General features: G+C 67.3%; 20 protein-coding genes. 11 read left to right on the top strand and 9 right to left on the bottom strand.

Annotation, left to right across the window (positions count from 1 at the left end):
• Entirely contained in the window at window positions 1–450 is a 450-nt protein-coding gene (locus AC4LGL_RS20180) for a DUF1707 domain-containing protein (RefSeq protein ID WP_491840322.1), read from the top strand.
• On the opposite strand, the gene AC4LGL_RS20175 is transcribed toward AC4LGL_RS20180, so the two are convergent.
• The gene (locus AC4LGL_RS20175; protein ID WP_055110531.1) at window positions 417–1,064 is read right to left on the bottom strand and encodes a response regulator; all 648 of its coding nucleotides are present in this window, start codon (window positions 1,062–1,064) and stop codon (window positions 417–419) included. The two genes, AC4LGL_RS20180 and AC4LGL_RS20175, sit on opposite strands and share 34 nt — an antisense overlap.
• Window positions 1,064–2,023, bottom strand: a complete 960-nt coding sequence (locus AC4LGL_RS20170) for a sensor histidine kinase (protein ID WP_491840321.1) — start codon at window positions 2,021–2,023, stop codon at window positions 1,064–1,066. Before AC4LGL_RS20170 ends, AC4LGL_RS20175 begins: the two co-directional genes overlap by 1 nt.
• Window positions 2,024–2,179: 156 nt before the next feature.
• Between AC4LGL_RS20170 and AC4LGL_RS20165 the strand changes: the two genes are divergently transcribed.
• From AC4LGL_RS20165 to AC4LGL_RS20125, 9 genes are all read left to right on the top strand, one after another.
• Window positions 2,180–2,668, top strand: a complete 489-nt coding sequence (locus AC4LGL_RS20165; protein WP_235849386.1) for a CBS domain-containing protein — start codon at window positions 2,180–2,182, stop codon at window positions 2,666–2,668.
• 12 nt (window positions 2,669–2,680) lie between these two features.
• The gene (locus tag AC4LGL_RS20160) at window positions 2,681–3,967 is read left to right on the top strand and encodes an ArsB/NhaD family transporter (protein WP_491840320.1); all 1,287 of its coding nucleotides are present in this window, start codon (window positions 2,681–2,683) and stop codon (window positions 3,965–3,967) included.
• A gap of 177 nt (window positions 3,968–4,144) precedes the next feature.
• Window positions 4,145–7,027 (top strand): Na+/H+ antiporter subunit A, encoded by a 2,883-nt coding sequence (locus tag AC4LGL_RS20155; protein ID WP_491840319.1) that lies wholly within the window; start codon window positions 4,145–4,147, stop codon window positions 7,025–7,027.
• Window positions 7,024–7,500 carry a Na(+)/H(+) antiporter subunit C gene (locus tag AC4LGL_RS20150; RefSeq protein ID WP_491840318.1) on the top strand — a complete coding sequence of 159 codons (477 nt, stop codon included), beginning with the start codon at window positions 7,024–7,026 and terminating at the stop codon, window positions 7,498–7,500. Before AC4LGL_RS20155 ends, AC4LGL_RS20150 begins: the two co-directional genes overlap by 4 nt.
• Window positions 7,497–9,092 carry a Na+/H+ antiporter subunit D gene (locus AC4LGL_RS20145; protein ID WP_491840317.1) on the top strand — a complete coding sequence of 532 codons (1,596 nt, stop codon included), beginning with the start codon at window positions 7,497–7,499 and terminating at the stop codon, window positions 9,090–9,092. Before AC4LGL_RS20150 ends, AC4LGL_RS20145 begins: the two co-directional genes overlap by 4 nt.
• On the top strand, window positions 9,089–9,661 hold the full coding sequence (locus tag AC4LGL_RS20140) for a Na+/H+ antiporter subunit E (protein WP_491840316.1): 573 nt from the start codon (window positions 9,089–9,091) through the stop codon (window positions 9,659–9,661). The genes AC4LGL_RS20145 and AC4LGL_RS20140 overlap by 4 nt, the downstream gene beginning before the upstream one ends.
• Entirely contained in the window at window positions 9,658–9,954 is a 297-nt protein-coding gene (locus tag AC4LGL_RS20135; RefSeq protein WP_491840315.1) for a monovalent cation/H+ antiporter complex subunit F, read from the top strand. The genes AC4LGL_RS20140 and AC4LGL_RS20135 overlap by 4 nt, the downstream gene beginning before the upstream one ends.
• Entirely contained in the window at window positions 9,951–10,304 is a 354-nt protein-coding gene (mnhG, locus tag AC4LGL_RS20130; protein WP_491840314.1) for a monovalent cation/H(+) antiporter subunit G, read from the top strand. The genes AC4LGL_RS20135 and mnhG overlap by 4 nt, the downstream gene beginning before the upstream one ends.
• A complete protein-coding gene (locus AC4LGL_RS20125; RefSeq protein WP_491840313.1) occupies window positions 10,291–11,214 on the top strand; it encodes an SAM-dependent methyltransferase in 924 nt (307 codons plus the stop codon). Before mnhG ends, AC4LGL_RS20125 begins: the two co-directional genes overlap by 14 nt.
• A 45-nt stretch (window positions 11,215–11,259) precedes the next feature.
• On the opposite strand, the gene AC4LGL_RS20120 is transcribed toward AC4LGL_RS20125, so the two are convergent.
• Together AC4LGL_RS20120 and AC4LGL_RS20115 are read right to left on the bottom strand one after the other, a co-directional pair.
• Entirely contained in the window at window positions 11,260–12,063 is an 804-nt protein-coding gene (locus AC4LGL_RS20120; RefSeq protein WP_491840312.1) for an alpha/beta fold hydrolase, read from the bottom strand.
• A gap of 18 nt (window positions 12,064–12,081) precedes the next feature.
• Window positions 12,082–12,708 (bottom strand): LON peptidase substrate-binding domain-containing protein, encoded by a 627-nt coding sequence (locus AC4LGL_RS20115; RefSeq protein WP_491840311.1) that lies wholly within the window; start codon window positions 12,706–12,708, stop codon window positions 12,082–12,084.
• A 61-nt stretch (window positions 12,709–12,769) separates the two neighbouring features.
• On the opposite strand from AC4LGL_RS20115, the gene AC4LGL_RS20110 reads away from it, so the two are divergent.
• Complete coding sequence (locus AC4LGL_RS20110; RefSeq protein ID WP_491840310.1) at window positions 12,770–13,780, top strand: Lrp/AsnC family transcriptional regulator; 1,011 nt, start codon at window positions 12,770–12,772, stop codon at window positions 13,778–13,780.
• On the opposite strand, the gene AC4LGL_RS20105 is transcribed toward AC4LGL_RS20110, so the two are convergent.
• The 5 genes from AC4LGL_RS20105 to napA are packed head-to-tail and all read right to left on the bottom strand — an operon-like array spanning window position 13,758 to window position 16,836.
• Window positions 13,758–14,174, bottom strand: coding sequence for a hypothetical protein (locus AC4LGL_RS20105; RefSeq protein WP_491840309.1), 417 nt, complete (start codon window positions 14,172–14,174; stop codon window positions 13,758–13,760). The genes AC4LGL_RS20110 and AC4LGL_RS20105 overlap by 23 nt on opposite strands.
• 11 nt (window positions 14,175–14,185) lie before the next feature.
• Window positions 14,186–15,316 (bottom strand): glutamate--cysteine ligase, encoded by a 1,131-nt coding sequence (locus tag AC4LGL_RS20100; protein WP_491840308.1) that lies wholly within the window; start codon window positions 15,314–15,316, stop codon window positions 14,186–14,188.
• Window positions 15,297–15,995 (bottom strand): superoxide dismutase[Cu-Zn], encoded by a 699-nt coding sequence (gene sodC, locus AC4LGL_RS20095; RefSeq protein WP_491840307.1) that lies wholly within the window; start codon window positions 15,993–15,995, stop codon window positions 15,297–15,299. The genes AC4LGL_RS20100 and sodC overlap by 20 nt, the downstream gene beginning before the upstream one ends.
• 10 nt (window positions 15,996–16,005) lie before the next feature.
• The gene (locus AC4LGL_RS20090) at window positions 16,006–16,476 is read right to left on the bottom strand and encodes a LytR C-terminal domain-containing protein (RefSeq protein WP_491840306.1); all 471 of its coding nucleotides are present in this window, start codon (window positions 16,474–16,476) and stop codon (window positions 16,006–16,008) included.
• Window positions 16,477–16,524: 48 nt separating this feature from the next.
• The gene (napA, locus tag AC4LGL_RS20085) at window positions 16,525–16,836 is read right to left on the bottom strand and encodes a nucleoid-associated protein NapA (protein ID WP_054601151.1); all 312 of its coding nucleotides are present in this window, start codon (window positions 16,834–16,836) and stop codon (window positions 16,525–16,527) included.
• Between the last annotated feature and the right edge of the window lie 3 nt (window positions 16,837–16,839).

Below are 16,839 nucleotides of genomic sequence, written 5' to 3'. Positions count from 1 at the left end.
ATGGCCGACACCGCCTTACACACCGTTGAAACCGCCCGCGCCGGCGACCGGGAACGTTCACGGACCGCGAACGACCTCGGCCAGGCACTCACCCAGGGCTATCTGACGATGCCCGAGTACGAGGATCGACTGCAGTCGACGTTCCAGGCGCAGACCGCCGACCAACTGCGTCGGCTCGTCGGGGACCTCCCCGTCGGCCGACTACGACGTCACGATCCCCGGCGTCACGCCGCTCAGCAGCGGGCCGCCCGGATGAGCGTCCGGATCCACTTGGCCGCCTACCTCGCCGGTGCCCTGTTGATGCTCGGCATCTGGCTTGCCGTCGGGCTCGGCGGTGGCGGCTGGTACTTCTGGCCGGTCTGGCCCATCATGGGCTGGGGCATCGGCGTTGCGTCACATGCCATTCCGGTATGGGCTCACGGTTCGATCAGTCCGGCGCGGATCGCGTAACGCGTCAGCGCCAGCCGGTCCCGCAGCCCGAGTTTGGCCAGGATGTTGGTCCGGTGCCGGTCAACTGTCTTCGCGCTGATCGTCAGCGTCGCGGCGATCTCACGGGTCGAGTAGCCCTCGGCGATCAGTTTGAGCACTTCCTCCTCACGCGGGGTGAGGATCGTGTCCGGCAGTTCACCGCCCTGGCGTGACCGGTGCAAATAGTCGCGGATCAACGCCGTCACCGCGCCCGCATACAGGAACGGCTCCCCTCTCATCGTCGCCCGGCAGGCCTCAAGCAGGTCGCGGTCGGCCACGGACTTCAACACGTAGCCCGATGCTCCGGCCTTGAGCGCCTCGAAGAAGTACTGCTCGTTGTCGTACATCGACAGGATCAGGATCCGCACGTTCGGATGCGTCCGGTTGATCTCCCGAGCGGCCTGCAGGCCCGTCATCCGCGGCATCGCGATGTCGAGGATCGCCAGGTCCACCGGCGTCGTCCCGAGCGCGGTCACCGCCTCATGTCCGTCGGCGGCCTCGGCCACCACCTGCAGATCCGGTTCGGCGTCGATGATCATGCGCAGGCCGCTGCGGACCAGTGCATGGTCGTCGGCGAGCAGGATGCGTGCGGACATCAGAGCGGGATCACCAGCCGCACCTCGGTGCCGCCGTCTGGCGGTGAGGTGATGGAGAGCTCGGCGTTCACCAGCAGGGCACGCTCGCGCATGCCGTTGATACCGGCCCCCTCGTCATCCACGCCACCACGGCCGTCGTCGGCGATCCGCAGCGTCAGATCGGTTACGCCGGTGTGCAGATCAAGCCATACCTTGCCGGCCTCGGCATGCCGCGCCACATTCGTCAGGCTCTCCTGAGCGATTCGATAGCACACAAGCTCGACATCCGGTTTCAACCGACCTGATTGCGGCGCAATATGTTTGACCACCGCGATCCCGGAAGCCTGACCGAAGTCGGTGCACAGCGCATTGAGCGCGCTGTGCAGCCCGAGGTCCTCCAGCGCATCGGGACGCAGCCGCCGGGCGATCTCCCGTACCTCGTCGAGGCTGGACCGCACGATCTCCTGAGCGTCGGCCAGTTCGTCCCGGATCGACTCGGGCGCCCGGTCGACAACCCGCTTGAGCCGCAGCAGTGCAACCGTCAGGGTCTGGCCGATCTCGTCGTGCAGTTCCCGTGCGATGCGTTGCCGCTCGTTCTCCTGGGCCGCCAGTGCCGACGCGCTCGCGGTGGTCCGTTCGGTCTCCAGCCGGTCCAGCATCGCGTTGAACGACTCGATCAGGTGCTGCAGATCGCCGCTGCCACGGCCGTCCACCCGATCGCTGCGCTTGGGCGGATCGACCCGCCGCATTGACGCGGCGAGCCGATCCAGTGGGGCAAGACTGGACCGCAACAACACGGCGTTGGCGGCCAGGATGATCACCAAACCCACGGCCAGGACCGGGATCTCGGTGACCTTGATGCGCGCTGACACCGAGGCCGGCGACACCGCCAGGATCAGTGTGCCCAGCGTGAAGATCAACCCGTTGATCAGGAACACCCGCCGGAACAACGCGGCCGCGGGGGTGCGCGCCGGTTTCACCCCACCAGCGTGACCCGAGACCAGCACTGTTGTCCATACAGGCAATTCCCCCCGCTGAATGGGTGTCAGCCCCGATGGTCCCCGGCCACCGGATCGCACACACTGACAGCCACCGCCGAAGCCGAGCCGTCCCGAAGTGATCGGAGAACGAGGACGATGACACTAGCGACGCATTGGAACGAGCTCATGCAGGCACATGAAATCGCAGCCCACCTGCCGACCGTGCGGATCGACGACCCGGTTTCGAAGGCCGTCCAGCTCATGGTGGTCAACCGGCTACCCGGCCTGGTGGTGGTCGACGACGACGATCGCCCGGTGGCGGTGCTGCCCGGAACCCAGGTGCTGCGTCTGGCGATTCCCGAGTCCTACCAAGATGATCCGGCACTGGTCCGCACCGTCGACGAGATCCACGCGGACCTGTTCTGGCACGGCCCGGGAAAACTCACCGTCGGTGACTGCCTGCCCGGCCCCGCCACCAAGCCGGCGACCGTCACGCCCGATGCCACCCTTTTGGAGATCGCGACGGTGATGGCCAACAAGCGCAGCCCGCTGATCGCCGTCGTCGACCGCAGTGGACGACTCACCGGGGCCGTGACGCTCGAGCGCCTGCTCACCAGCCTCGCCGTCGCCGGGCCGGGCGACTGACCCCCTCAGCTCGTGCTGGCTCCGGTTCTGGCGCTGACGATCTTCGTCGTCGCCTTCTGGTTCATCGCCACCGAGCGAGCCGACAAGGTCAAGACCGTCCTGGTCGCCGCGGGCCTGATGGCCCTGCTGGGGCTGATCCCCGGCGCCGAGGTGTTCCACTCCGAGCACCAGGGCATCGACTGGAACGTCATCTTCCTGCTGCTCGGGATGATGGTGATCGTCGGCGTCATCAAACAGACCGGGCTCTTCGACTTCCTGGCGATCTGGGCCGCCAAGCGTTCGCGCGGCAACCCGTTCCGGCTGATGGTCATGCTGATGGCGATCACCGCCTTCGCGTCACCGGTGCTCGACAACGTGACCATCATCCTGCTGATCGCCCCGGTGACCCTGGTGATCTGCGACCGGTTGCGTATCGCACCGCAGCCCTATCTGATCGCCGAGGTACTGGCCTCCAACATCGGCGGCGCCGCCACCCTGATCGGAGACCCGCCGAACATCATCATCGGCAGCCGCGCCGGCCTGACCTTCAACGACTTCCTGGTTCACATGGCACCGATCGTGATCATCATCTTCGCGCTGTTCGTGCTGTTCACCCGGGTGCTGTTCCGCTCGGACCTGCGGGCCGACCGGGTACACATCGACGAGGTGATGGCCCTGCAGGAACGCCGTGCCATCAAGGACACCCGCCTGCTGATCCGGTCCCTGCTGGTGCTCAACGTGGTGATAGTCGGGTTCGCGCTGCACTCGGTGCTGCATGTGGCGCCGTCGATCGTGGCCCTGCTGGGCGCCGGGGCGATGCTGCTGGTCACCGACATCGACGTGGCCGAGGTGCTGCCCGAGGTGGAGTGGCCGACGCTGGTGTTCTTCATGGGGCTGTTCGTGATGGTCGCGGGGCTGGTCCACACCGGCGTGATCGGTGCGCTCGGGTCGGTCGCGGAATCGGCTTTCGGCGACAACTGGTTCGGAGCGGCCACCGCGCTGCTGTTCGGCTCGTCGGTGGTCGGTGCGTTCGTCGACAACATCCCGTACACCGCGACGATGACGCCGGTCGTGGAGGACATGGTCGCCCAGGCCCCCGACGCGGAGACCGGTCAGGCGTTGTGGTGGGCGTTCGCCCTGGGCGCCTGTTTCAGCGGCAACGGCACCGCCATCGCGGCGAGCGCCAACGTGGTGGCCATCGGCATCGCCAAGCGGGCCGGCCATCCGATCAGCTTCTGGCGGTTCACCCGCTACGGAATCGTGGTCACCGCGCTCAGTACGGCGTTGGCCTGGGTGTACGTCTGGTTGCGGTATTTCTGAAACACCTACCCGGCCGTCGGCATCCAGGCCTCGCTGTGCGCACGAGCCTCTGCAGGCTGAAGGTGGCCACAACGGCCCACGTAGAATGGGTGAAAAGCCATAACCACTCATGCCGATGCTTTGCGCGCGCGTGCGCATCGGTAGCCGACACCCCGACCCCAACCCGATCGGAGTGCCATGCTCGCCGTTCTACTCGCCCACGCGGTCGCTACCGCGCTGGCGCCGCTTCTGGTGGCCAAATGGGGTCGGATGGCGTTCTATCCCCTTGCCCTGGTTCCGCTGGGCTCCCTGGTCTGGGTCGCGCTCAACTGGCCCACCGATGACCACGTTCCCACCCTGAACATTCCGTGGGTCCACGAGCTGTCGATGGACATCACGCTGCGCTTCGACTCCCTCGCGGCGATCATGAGCGTGCTGGTGCTGGCCATCGGGGCGCTCGTCCTCTTCTACTGCGGCGAGTACTTCCACCACCACGACGGCCGCATCGAGAAACGGCTGCCCAGCTTCGCCGCCGAGTTGGTCGCCTTCTCGGGCGCCATGTTCGGCCTGGTGGTCAGCGACAACATGCTGATCCTCTACATCTTCTGGGAAACCACCACAGTCCTGTCATTCCTGCTGGTGGGCCATTACGCCGAGCGGGCCACCAGCCGCCGGGCGGCCACCCAGGCCCTGTTGGTGACCACGTTCGGCGGCCTGGCCATGCTGGTCGGCATCGTGGTGCTGGGCAACATGGCCGGCACCTACCTGCTGTCCGAGCTGATTGCCGCGCCGCCCACCGGCACGGCCGCCGCGGTCGGGGTGGCGTTGATCCTCGTCGGCGCCCTGTCCAAATCGGCCATCGTGCCCCTGCACTTCTGGTTGCCCGGCGCGATGGCCGCTCCCACCCCGGTGAGCGCCTACCTGCACGCCGCGGCCATGGTGAAGGCCGGTGTCTACCTGGTGGCCCGGATGACGCCCGGGTTTGCCGACACGTCGTTCTGGCGTCCCATGGTGGTCGGCCTGGGGCTGGTGACCATGTTGCTGGCCGGCTGGCGTGCGGTGCGTGAATACGACCTGAAACTGATCCTGGCGTTCGGCACCGTGAGCCAGTTGGGTCTGATCACCGTGATGGTCGGCGCAGGCGGCAGCGACATGATGCTGGCCGGGCTGGCCATGTTGTGCGCGCACGCGATGTTCAAGGCGGCGCTGTTCATGGTCGTCGGCGTGATCGACCACGCCACCGGCACCCGCGACATCCGGCGACTGGCCGGGTTGGGCCGTCACCACCGACCCCTGTTCCTCATCGCCGTCGGTGCCACCGCGAGCATGGCGGCGCTACCGCCGTTCTTCGGGTTCGTCGCCAAGGAAGCCGACCTGGAGACGGTGCTGCACAGCCCGGCCCTCGGCACCGCCGCACCCTACGTGCTGGCGTGCATCGTGATCGGCTCGGTGTTCACCACGATCTACAGCCTGCGCTTCCTCTGGGGCGCGTTCGGCGGCAAGGGAGAGTCGGAGCCCAGCGCTCGCGTGGCCGAAATGCACCGTCCCTCAGTGACTTTCCTGGCGGCACCGGCGATTCTGGCCACCGCCGGCCTGGCCTTCGGGTTGTGGCCCGCCGGAATGGACGCGGTGCTCGACGAATACGCCAACACCATTCCCGGCGGGTCGGGCTACCACTTGGCGCTGTGGCATGGCCTGGGCCTTCCGCTGTACCTCTCGGCGCTGGTGCTCGCGGTCGGTATCGCGGCGTTCCTGGTCCGCCGGCGTCTGCCCCGCACCCGGTTCGCCTACCTGCCGCTGGGCAACGCCGACCGCATGTACGACGCCACCATCCGTGGCCTGGATGTCCTGTCCCTGCGACTGACGGGTTCCACCCAGCGCGGTTCGCTGCCGGCCACCCAGTCGGTGATCTTGTGCACGCTCGTCGCGTTGCCCGTCGCGACGCTGGTCCTCGGGCCCCGCGACCAACCGGCGTTCGCACTGTGGGACTCGCCGCTGGTCGTGGTGGTCGGGTTGCTGATGCTGGCTGCCGCGGTCGGGGCGACGATGATGCGCAACCGCCTGGCCGCGGTGCTGCTGGTCGGCGTGACCGGATACGGGTGTGGCGCGATCTTCGCCTTCAACGGCGCACCGGATCTGGCGTTGACCCAATTCCTGGTCGAGACACTGGTTCTGGTGATCTTCGTGCTGGTGCTGCGGACGCTGCCGGCCGAGGCCGACGCCACCAACATCAAGAGCCACCGCATTCCGCGGATCCTGCTGGCCCTGGCCGTCGGCGCGGCCGTCACCTCCCTGGCGGTGTACGCGATGGCAGCCCGCACCGGCGCCGGTATCGCCGAGTTGTTGCCGGATGCCGCCTACTACCGCGGGCAGGGCGCCAACACCGTCAACGTGCTGCTGGTCGACATCCGCGCCTGGGACACCATGGGCGAGATCATGGTGCTGCTGGTGGCCGCGACCGGGGTTGCCTCGCTGGTGTTCCGGCACCGCCGGTTCGGCGCGGCGCCGCGGCTCAGTACGGCGGCCGGGCAACCCGACATCGGGCCCGTCGGCGCCTATACCCCGGCCATCGGCGACGTCACGTGGCTGCGCGGCTCGGAAGCGCGTGACCCGCGGCACCGCTCGCTGGTCCTGGAAGTGGCGACCAGGATCATCTTCCCGCTCATCATGGTGCTGTCGGCCTACTTCTTCTTCGCCGGGCACAACACCCCCGGCGGCGGCTTCGCCGGCGGGCTCACCGCGGGGCTGGCCCTGGTGCTGCGGTACCTCGCCGGGGGCCGTTACGAACTCGGCGAGACGCTGCCGTTGGATGCGGGCAAGATCCTGGGCACCGGGCTGGGGTTCTCCGCCGGGACGGCCGTCGCCTCGATCCTGCTGGGCGCGCCCGCCCTGTCCTCGGCGGTGCTGCAGTTCGACATTCCGGTGTTCGGTCACGTCAAGCTCGTGACCGCGCTGTTCTTCGACCTCGGTGTGTATCTCATCGTTGTCGGCCTGGTGCTCGACGTGCTGCGCAGCCTCGGTGCGCGGGTGGACGTGGAAACGGTCGGAGCTCCCGCAACCTCGAAGGCGGTGGCGCGATGACGACCTTCCTGATTCCGTTGATCCTCATCGGCGGCCTGACCAGCGCCGGGGTGTACCTACTGCTCGAGCGCAACCTGACCCGAATGCTGTTGGGCCTGCTGCTGATCGGCAACGCCGTCAACCTGCTGATCCTGACGGTCGGTGGAGCGGGCGGCAATCCCCCGATCCGCGGGCGCACCAGCAACGGTTCCACCACCACGGCGGATCCGTTGGCGCAGGGCATGATCCTGACCGCGATCGTCATCAGCATGGGCATCGCAGCGTTCGTCCTGGCCCTGGCCTACCGGTCCTACCGCCTGACCACCGTCGAAGAGGTCAGCAACGACCCCGAGGACACCCGCGTCTCGCAGAAGTCCACCTCCGGGCTCGATGAAATCGGCACCGACGAGGAGATTCCCCAACCCGACACTGCCCGCGACACCGATGCACCCGACGAACTCGACGCACTGCCCGGATTCGAGGGATCGAAATGACGCCCCAGGCCCTGATCCCGCTGCCCGTGCTCATCCCGGCACTGGCCGCGGCGCTCACGCTCGTCGCAGGGCGGCGTCCGCAGTTGCAGCGTCTCATCACCCAGATCGCATTGGTGGCGGTGGTCGCGGTGTGCGCGGCGCTGGTCTACCTGGCCGACCGCGACGGCACCCTGGTGCTGCACGTCGGCGGTTGGGGACAGAGCGTGCCCGGCATGGGCCCGCTGGGCATCACCCTCGTGGTCGACCGGCTCTCGGCCCTGATGCTGCTGGTCTCGGCCATCGTCCTGCTGGCGGTGGTCGCCTACGCCATCGGGCAGGGTATCCGCGACGGCGACGAACGCCAGCCGGTGTCGATCTTCATGCCCACGTATCTGGTGCTCTCGGCCGGGGTCTGCACGGCGTTCCTGGCGGGCGACCTGTTCAACCTGTTCGTGGGTTTCGAGGTGCTGTTGTCCGCGAGCTTCGTGCTGCTGACCATCGGCGCCAGTGAGGAACGGGTCCGGGCCGGCATCTCGTACGTGATGGTGTCGATGGTGTCGTCGCTGATCTTCCTGATCGGCATCGCCCTGGTGTACGCCGCCACCGGCACGCTGAACCTGGCCGAGCTGGCCGTGCGCCTCGACGATGTGCCCGCCGGTACCCGCAACGCACTGTTCTCCGTCCTGCTGGTCGCCTTCGGCATCAAGGCCGCGGTGTTCCCGCTGTCGACATGGCTGCCCGACTCCTACCCGACCGCGCCGGCACCGGTGACCGCGGTGTTCGCCGGGTTGCTGACGAAAGTCGGTGTGTACGCGATCATCCGGGCCCACGCCTTGCTGTTCCCCGGCGGCAGCCTCGATTCGGTGCTGCTGGTGGCCGGACTGCTCACGATGGTCATCGGCATCCTCGGTGCGATCGCGCAGAGCGACATCAAGCGGTTGCTGTCCTTCACCCTGGTCAGCCATATCGGCTACATGGTGTTCGGCGTCGCGCTGGGCAACCAGCTCGGCATGTCCGGTGCCATCTACTACGTCGCCCACCACATCGTCGTGCAGACCACGCTGTTCCTGGTGGTCGGGCTGATCGAGCGGCAGGCCGGGGCATCCACCCTGAACCGGCTCGGTGGACTGGCCACGGCCAGTCCGGTGCTGGCGTTCGTGTTCGTCGTCCCCGCATTGAATCTGGGTGGCATCCCGCCGTTCTCGGGCTTCATCGGGAAGGTGGCGCTGATGGAGGCCGGGGCGGCGAACGGGTCGGCGCTGGCCTGGATACTGGTCGGCGGTGGCGTCGTCACCAGTCTGCTCACCCTGTACGTGGTGGCGCGGGTGTGGACGAAGGCGTTCTGGCGGGCCCGGGCCGACGCCCCTGAAGGACATCTGGCCGGGGCGGCGCCTGCGGTACTGCTCGACGACATCGAGGACATCGAGTTCGCCGACCGCGACAGCGTGGGACGGATGCCTGCGGGCATGCTGGTGCCGACGGCTGCGCTGATCGCCGTGGGACTGGCGTTGACCGTGGCGGCCACACCGATCTTCGCCTACACCGAACGCTCGGCCACCGAGGTGCTCGACCGTGGGCAGTACATCTCGGCGGTGCTGGGAGGGCCGCGATGAGCGCCCGCGCGAAGAAGAGACTGCAGATGCGACACCTCGCGCTGCGGATCTGGCTGCTGTGCTTTCTGATGCTGGTCTGGGTTCTGCTGTGGGGTCACTTCACGATGGCCAACGTGGCGAGCGGGCTGATCGTCGCGGCCGTCATCACAGTGCTGCTGCCGTTGCCGTCGGTGCCCGTCGAGGGCAGGCTGCATCCGCTGTCGCTGCTGAAACTTGTTCTGCTGGTGGGCTATTACCTGGTGTTGTCGTCGGTCCAGGTGGCCTGGATGGCGATCCGGCCGGGCCCGCCGCCGCTGGTGGCCGTGCTGCGCGCCAATCTGCCCGCGCTGAAATCAGATCTGGTGCTCGCCCTGGCGGTCAACATCTTCAACCTGATCCCCGGATCGATCGTGCTGGAGATCGACCAGGCCCGCCGCATTCTCTACGTCCACCTGATCGACGTCGGCTCGGAGGCCACGGTGCAGCGGTTCTACCGCCAGGTCGAGCAGGTTCAGCGGATGCTGGTGGCGGCCTTCGAGCGGGAGAGCGACTGGCAGCCGTCAGCTGAGCGGGAGGCGGGGCGCGCATGACGATCGTCTGGATCATCTCGGCAGTCATGCTGACCGCGGCCGCCACGATCACCATGTTCCGGGTGCTGGCCGGGCCGAGCACCCTGGACCGGCTGGTTTCCCTGGACACCCTGATCGCGGTGACGATGTGCGGAATCGGCACGTGGGCGGCGTTCAGCCTCGACACCACAGTCACCTACAGCCTGACGGCGCTGGCGTTGATCAGCTTTGTCGGCTCGGTGAGTGTGGCCCGGTTCCGCGTGCCCGACACCGACGATCGACGGCGACTCCGACCACGGCGGGGGCAGCGATGAATGTTCTCGACATCCTGACCGCGTTCCTGATCCTGAGTGGGTCGACGCTGGCGTTGACGGCGGCCATCGGCGTCGTCCGGTTTCCCGACACGCTGTCGCGCATGCACGCCGCCACCAAGCCGCAGGTGCTCGGCCTGCTGCTGGTGCTGGCGGGTGCGGCCATCCGCCTGCGTGGGCACGCCGATATCGGCATGGTGATCCTCACCGGGTTGTTCACCTTGATCACTGCGCCTGTGGTGGCCAACCGCGTCGGTCAGTTGGCCTACCGCGAGCAGAACATCCGCGATGACCTCCTGACCCGCGACGAGATGGCCGAATTCGGGGAGACTGGGAGCGATGGCCAGAACTGACGACGACAGCTGGGATATCACCGAGAGCGTGGGTGCCACCGCGCTCGGGGTGGCGATGGCTCGTGCCCACGAGACCACCGCAGACTCTCCGTTGTTCACCGACCCGTATGCACAGATGTTTCTCGACGGCGCGGCCGCGCGGGGCTGGCGGCCGCCCACCGGGGTGATGGCTCAACGAATCCGCGCCATCGGCAATTACGCCGCTTCCCGGACCAAGTGGTTCGACGAGTTCTTCGTCGCCGCAGGTGCGGCGGGTATCCGTCAGTCGGTGATCCTGGCAGCCGGTCTGGATGCCCGGGCCTGGCGGTTGCCTTGGATCCACGAGAGCGTGGTGTTCGAGATCGACCAACCGCAGGTACTGCAGTTCAAGGAGGAAGTCCTGGCGGCCCGTGGGGCGGTACCGAAGGCCCGGCATGTCGCGGTGCCCATCGATCTGCGTCAGGATTGGCCGAAAGCCTTGCGGGACGCGGGTTTCGACGCCACCCAACCCACGGCCTGGTCGGTCGAGGGGCTGCTGCCGTACCTGCCCGCCGAGGCGCAGGACCTGCTCTTCGAGCGCATCACCGAACTGTCTGCACGGGACAGCCGGATCGGGGTCGAGTCGTTCAGTGCCGACTTCTTCTCCGAGGACCACCTGGCGCGTCGCCGCGAGCTCATCGAGAAGATGCGCACCGAGGCCGCTGAAGCGGGCGAGGATACCGAGGACATGCCCGATCCCGCGCAGCTGTGGTTCATCGAGGACCGCCCCTATGTTCCCGAGTGGCTCGGTGAACACTGCTGGGATGTGTCGACGTTGCGTGCCGACGATGTGATGGCGCGGTACCACCGGTCCCTGCCCGCCGACACCACCGAGGGCACCATGGCCACCGAATTCGTCGAAGGTGTTCTGACCGACAAATACTCTGGGTGACCGGGATTCGGCTTCACGCCGCCGTGGCGTCACGAACGGGACGCATCACACTGTGGCGAAGAAGCGCTGAAGCTCCTCGGCAACACGTTCGGGCACCGTCGCGGTGGCGAAGTGGGATTGGTCGGGCCAGACGACTCGCCGAGCGTGTGGGAGCACCTCCGCCAGGCGGTCCATCCCCTCGGGCAGCGGCGGCCAACTCAGTCCGCCCTGCATGAGCAACACCGGCACGGCGATGGCCGCCCACCGGTCGACGTCACGCCCGTCATGGGCCATCGCTTCGAGGTCGGCACCGGCAGACAACGTGGTGGCCCGGCCGATTTCTTCGCTTTCCACCTCGAACGACGCCGCCTCCACCAGTTCGGAAGGAACGCAGGCCACCTCGCGGGCGAAAAGCTCCACCGCGTCGCCGTAGCGGGCATCGGCGCACAATCGCCGGTAGCGGTCCAGGACCGGCAGGAGGTGTCCACCGGACAACAGCAAGGGCGGCTCGAACAGCGCCAGCGAGGCAATGCGGTCCGGGTCGACGAGCGCGGCGTGAAGCGCAACGGTCGCCCCGTAGGAACCGCCGACGACGTGCGCGTCCGTTCCTGACGAGTCCGTCACCGACCTCAGCACGCACGCCAGATCCGCGGCCTCCACGGCAAAACTGTTGGGAGACATACCAACTGCACTCGGTGGGTGGTTCCGGCGCGCATAACGCACGATCTGGAATGCGCCGAGGCGTCGAGCGACATCGACCCAGGAGTCGAGACCGCCGTTGGAGCCGTGCACGAAGATCACCGGCGGGCCGGTTCCCGTCATCTCCAACGCGAGGTCGGTGCCGTCCGAGGTTGTCAGGACAGATGCCATGATCCGAGCATTCCTCTGCTACTCCGAAAGCTGGAACTCCACCATCGCGGCGACCGAATCCACGGCCTCGCTGAGCACCTCGACGCGTGCCGCCTCCGACGGCGCGGCCAGCATGGAATAGCGGTCGGCCTGTCCCATCGGCAGCCGAGACGCCAAGGCGTACAAATGGTTCTCCGGGTCGACGCCGGCGGATTCGACGATCTCGCGGCTGCGGATCGGCGTGCCGCGGGCCTCCCCGATCCGGTCGAGCAGCGCCACCATCCGATCTTCGACGTCTCCGATTCGGGCGGCATCGGCCGGGTCGTCCGGTTCGTCGGGCCACAGTTCGATCTCGGCACGCGGGTACGGATCGTCGTCGAGCCAGCGCTGCACGCGAATTCGCTCACCCATCACGCACAGCAGCCGGTACTTGCCGACACCGAACTCCTGGCAGTCCACGATCAAGGCCCGCGCCCCCACCTCACACCGGCGGTCACCGCCTCCCACCTCGCGGCCGGCCGAGATCAGCACCACCCCGAAAGACGGCTCCGACATGGCCATACAGTCGCCCACCATCGCCACGTAGCGCGGTTCGAAGATCCGCAGCGGCAGTTCCTGGCCGGGCAGCATCGCCACTTCGAGAGGAAACATCGGTGAGACCGTCATGGGGCCAGGATCGTCTTCGCCTCCGGTTTGGTCAATGCGCACGAGCCGGTAACCTCGGGTGATGCCACCGTCAGCGGAGCTTGCGACAGCCCGCACGCTGCTGTCCGATCCGGGCTACACCGACCTCGACGCGGTCGATCGCCAGCTCATCGAACTGCTGCAGGCTGACGGCCGCATTCCCTACGCCGAGCTGGGCCGTCGTGCGGACATCACGGAAAAGACTGCGCGCCGCCGTGTTTCGCGGTTGTTGAGCGAGGGGTATATATCCATCGCCGCCGTTACCGATCCGGCCGTCCTCGGGTTCCGCGCGCTGGGTCTGGCCCTGCTGACCGTCGACGGCTCGCGCACCCCGGTGGAGCTCGCCGCGGAGATCGCCCACCTGCCCGAGGCCGATTACGTGACGGCGACGACGGGACCGTACGGGGTGGTGCTCGAGTTGGTCTGCACCGACGCCCGCGAACTTCACGATGTGGCGTTCGGCCGGATCGCGACACTGCCGGGCGTGGGCTCGGTGGAGCTGCTCCCCTATCTGCGGCTGCACTATCAGCAGGCCCGGCTGTCGGGTGCGCTGGCTGACGGCGCGGTGCGGCCACGCCCACTCGACGACATCGACCGGGCGATCCTCACCCGGCTCGCCGTCGACGGCCGGGCCGCTTTCCGCGACTTCGCTTCGGCCCTCGGCTTGTCCGAGACCACCATCCGGTCCCGCTACAGCCGGATCGTGGAGACCGGCGCGGCTCGGGTGATGTGCATCGCCAACCCGCTGCGCCTCGGTTACCGCCACAGCAGCTGGGTCGCGATCCGCACCGACGGCCGGGCCGGCGCGCAGAAGGTGGCCGAGGCGCTGACGCGGGTGGACGCGGTCTCCTACGTCGCGCTGACGGCCGGCCGCTGGGATGTCCTGGCGGAGGTGCTGACCACCCGCGGCGAGGATCTGCTCGACGTGCTCGACGAGAGCATCCGCGGACTGGACGGGGTCACCGCGATGCAGGCCTGGCCGTATATCTCAGTGCATTACAAGGCAATTCACCCCAGGGATGCCGGCGAACTCAGCCAGGCACCTTTTTGTTGATCGCGTCGACGACCGTCGCATCCCGGTCGGCCAGCACGCACATGGCTCCGATGAACGAGGTCCAGATGTACGGATTTCTCTTCATCCCGGTATAGCCGTTCTTCGCCAGCAGCTCGACCATGCCGAGTTGGGTCGCCTCATCCATCGTGGAGTACTCCCGGCAGGTGGTCGACATGCCGTTGGGTGGTGGGGTGCTGGCCTTTCCGCTGGTCCCGGGGGACGGGAAAACGGGAGTCGACGGCGACGCCGTACTACTGGGGCGGCGTTTGGTGGTGGTCGGGGTGGAGATTCCGGTCTGATCGGGATCGGCCATCGGTGTGCCGACTGTGACTGTGCTGCAGCCCGAGAGGGCAAAGCCCGCCACCACAATCCCCGCCAAGATCCGCAGCCGCATAGCCCTCATCCTCACAGTTGGAGTTCACCGACCAGCGCGTCGACGACTTCGCGCAGGTCGCCGTCGTTCTCCTCGGCCACGCGACGCTGTCGTTGATACGAGCCGCCGCCGTGGTAGATGTCGGTGACCGAGGCCAGCTCGTCAGCGCACCCCAGTGACTTGGCGACCGGCTCAAGGTGATTCAGCAGTTCGTCGAGGTCTTCGGTGACCAGCCGCTCATTGCTGTCGGCATCCAGGATGATCACCGCGTCCAGCCCGTAGCGGGCGGCGCGCCACTTGTTCTCCTGCACATGCCACGGCGGCATGGTCGGCAACTGCTCGCCCGCGTCGAGCCTGCGGTCGAGATCGACGATCAGGCAGTGGGTCAGTGCGACCAGCGCACCGAGTTCCCGGACATTGGACACTCCGTCGAAGACCCGCACCTCGATCGTGCCGAGATGCGGTGACGGCCTGATGTCCCAACGGATCTCGTTGAGGTGGTCGATGATGCCGGTCTTCTTCTGGTCGTGGACGAAGCCCTCGAATTCCGACCAGGTCTGGAACTGGAACGGCAGGCCGGCGGTGGGCAACTGCTGGAACATCATCGCGCGGTTGCTCGCGTATCCGGTGTCCTCGCCTTCCCAGAACGGGGACGACGCCGAGAGCGCCAGCAGGTGCGGGTACTGGTTGAGCAGTGAGGAGATGATGGGCATCACCTTGTGCGCCGAGGAGATCCCGACGTGCACGTGCACGCCCCAGATCGTCATCTGCCGGCCCCACCACTGGGTGCGTTTGATCAGCTCGGCGTATCGCGGCGCGTCGGTGAGCTGTTGCGCCGACCATTTCGCGAACGGGTGAGTGCCTGCGCAGAACAGCTCCATGCCGCGGTCGTGCACGATCTTGCGCACCGAGCCGAGCGTGCCGCGCAGGTCGTCCATCGCCTCACCGGTGTTCTCGCAGATTCCGGTGACGATCTCGATGGTGTTGCGCAGCAATTCCTTGTGCACGTGCGGGCTCTCGCCGACCTCGGCGATCACCTCGGCGGCACCGTTGCTCAAATCACGACTGTCGGCGTCGACGAGAGCGAACTCCCATTCGACGCCGACAGTAGGCCGGGGCGACCCGGCGAAGTCGATGCGGCTGTCAGCCTGCGCCGATGACACCGCACGCCACCCGACTACCGGCGTCGCCGGTGGCCATGGTCGCCTGATCGGGACCCGGCGCGCCGCCGACAACCTGCTGGTACTTCTCCGGCGGGATGTTGGCGAAGTTGTCCGCCTTCTCGTGGATGATGATCGCGGTCTTGGCGCCGCCCAGCAGATCCTGTGCGGTGAATGCGTCGGTGGTGGTCACCAGCTTGCCCGAGCCGTCGGCGCGGACCTGCAGCGAGCTCAGGTCACCGCTGGAGGGGTGACCGCTGTGCCCGGACACCTGGAAGTGGCCGCCGGCCGAGTTGAAGTCGCCGGGTGCACCGCCGGTGGGGGCCACCGAGTTGGCCTCGCACTTGCCGACGGAGTGGATGTGCAGGCCGTGGAATCCCGGAGCCAGCTTGCCCGGGGCGGTCGTCTCGACGGTCACGGTGGCGAAGCCGTCGGCGAACTGGAAGTCGGCGGTTGCCACGGACGTGCCGTCGGCGGTCTTGAGTTCCGCGGTCAGGGTCTCGCCGCCGCTGGTGGCCGGTGCACCGTGCTCACCGGGAGCGGCCGAGGGCGACGGCGATCCGGTCCAGATCGCCGGGGTGGTCCCGGGCGTGTCGGACGGGACCTGACCGGGAGGGCTGCAGGCGCTCAGTGCGACGACAGGGGCGGCGAACAGGACGGCAACACCGACGGACTTAAGCATGGTCCAAAGCCTAGCCGGTGACGACCACGATCACGCCCGGTGGTTGCTCGAGAAGTTCGGGGCGTCGGGGTTCGACGGGCGCATGCAACACCTTGCCCGCATTTTCGGCGGCTTCCTTCTCATCGGGGGTCTCACCGAAGAACACCGTGGTGCCGGCAACACCTTCCAGTGTCAGGTTGCCGGTCTCGGTGACATTCCAGTGCGCCTCACGCAACTGGTTGGCCGCGGTTTCGGCCGCACCAGGAACGTCGGAGATGTTGTACACGCGCACGTCGGCCTTGACGTCGGGTGCGGGCGCAGCCTTTGCCGATGTCTTTGTGGTGGTCGTCGCCGTCGTGGTGGCCACGGACGACGATTGATCCGCTGAGTCGTCGTCGGAGCCGAGCGCCTGGAAACCGACCAGCAGGAACACGACCCCGAGGAACAACAGCACCATCACCATGGCGCGCAGGGGCAGCCCGGAGGAGTCTCGCTGATTCATCGCCACCACTGTATCGAGCGAACCGCCCGATCCCTCATTGCGTGACCTTTAGGTAGTGATATCGAAGCCGAGCCGCCGCGCGGCGCGCGCCTTCTGACGGCTTGCCCGCAGCCGCCGTAGCCGCTTGACCAGCATCGGGTCGGCGGCCAGCGCTTCGGGGCGGTCCACCAGTGCGTTGAGCACCTGGTAATACCGGGTAGCCGACATCGAGAAGAGCTCTTTGATCGCGTCTTCCTTGCTGCCGGCGTACTTCCACCATTGGCGTTCGAAGGCCAAAATATCGTGCTCGCGCCGGGTGAGCCCATCGCTCAGGTCAGAGTCGTCCCCGGATTGCTCAGCCCGCGCCATGGCGCCGTCCATATT

It is taken from the genome of Mycolicibacterium arcueilense (assembly GCF_058536225.1).
Note: the sequence above shows the minus strand (reverse complement) of the source record. Positions and strands in the feature narration are given on the sequence as shown.

Coding starts and splice junctions, on each gene's coding strand:
- AC4LGL_RS20180 (WP_491840322.1), top strand. CDS start 1: ATGGCCGACACCGCCTTACACACCGTTGAAACCGCCCGCGCCGGCGAC.
- AC4LGL_RS20175 (WP_055110531.1), bottom strand. CDS start 1,064: ATGTCCGCACGCATCCTGCTCGCCGACGACCATGCACTGGTCCGCAGC.
- AC4LGL_RS20165 (WP_235849386.1), top strand. CDS start 2,180: ATGACACTAGCGACGCATTGGAACGAGCTCATGCAGGCACATGAAATC.
- AC4LGL_RS20155 (WP_491840319.1), top strand. CDS start 4,145: ATGCTCGCCGTTCTACTCGCCCACGCGGTCGCTACCGCGCTGGCGCCG.
- AC4LGL_RS20150 (WP_491840318.1), top strand. CDS start 7,024: ATGACGACCTTCCTGATTCCGTTGATCCTCATCGGCGGCCTGACCAGC.
- AC4LGL_RS20145 (WP_491840317.1), top strand. CDS start 7,497: ATGACGCCCCAGGCCCTGATCCCGCTGCCCGTGCTCATCCCGGCACTG.
- AC4LGL_RS20140 (WP_491840316.1), top strand. CDS start 9,089: ATGAGCGCCCGCGCGAAGAAGAGACTGCAGATGCGACACCTCGCGCTG.
- AC4LGL_RS20135 (WP_491840315.1), top strand. CDS start 9,658: ATGACGATCGTCTGGATCATCTCGGCAGTCATGCTGACCGCGGCCGCC.
- mnhG (WP_491840314.1), top strand. CDS start 9,951: ATGAATGTTCTCGACATCCTGACCGCGTTCCTGATCCTGAGTGGGTCG.
- AC4LGL_RS20125 (WP_491840313.1), top strand. CDS start 10,291: ATGGCCAGAACTGACGACGACAGCTGGGATATCACCGAGAGCGTGGGT.
- AC4LGL_RS20120 (WP_491840312.1), bottom strand. CDS start 12,063: ATGGCATCTGTCCTGACAACCTCGGACGGCACCGACCTCGCGTTGGAG.
- AC4LGL_RS20115 (WP_491840311.1), bottom strand. CDS start 12,708: ATGACGGTCTCACCGATGTTTCCTCTCGAAGTGGCGATGCTGCCCGGC.
- AC4LGL_RS20110 (WP_491840310.1), top strand. CDS start 12,770: ATGCCACCGTCAGCGGAGCTTGCGACAGCCCGCACGCTGCTGTCCGAT.
- AC4LGL_RS20105 (WP_491840309.1), bottom strand. CDS start 14,174: ATGCGGCTGCGGATCTTGGCGGGGATTGTGGTGGCGGGCTTTGCCCTC.
- sodC (WP_491840307.1), bottom strand. CDS start 15,995: ATGCTTAAGTCCGTCGGTGTTGCCGTCCTGTTCGCCGCCCCTGTCGTC.
- AC4LGL_RS20090 (WP_491840306.1), bottom strand. CDS start 16,476: ATGAATCAGCGAGACTCCTCCGGGCTGCCCCTGCGCGCCATGGTGATG.
- napA (WP_054601151.1), bottom strand. CDS start 16,836: ATGGACGGCGCCATGGCGCGGGCTGAGCAATCCGGGGACGACTCTGAC.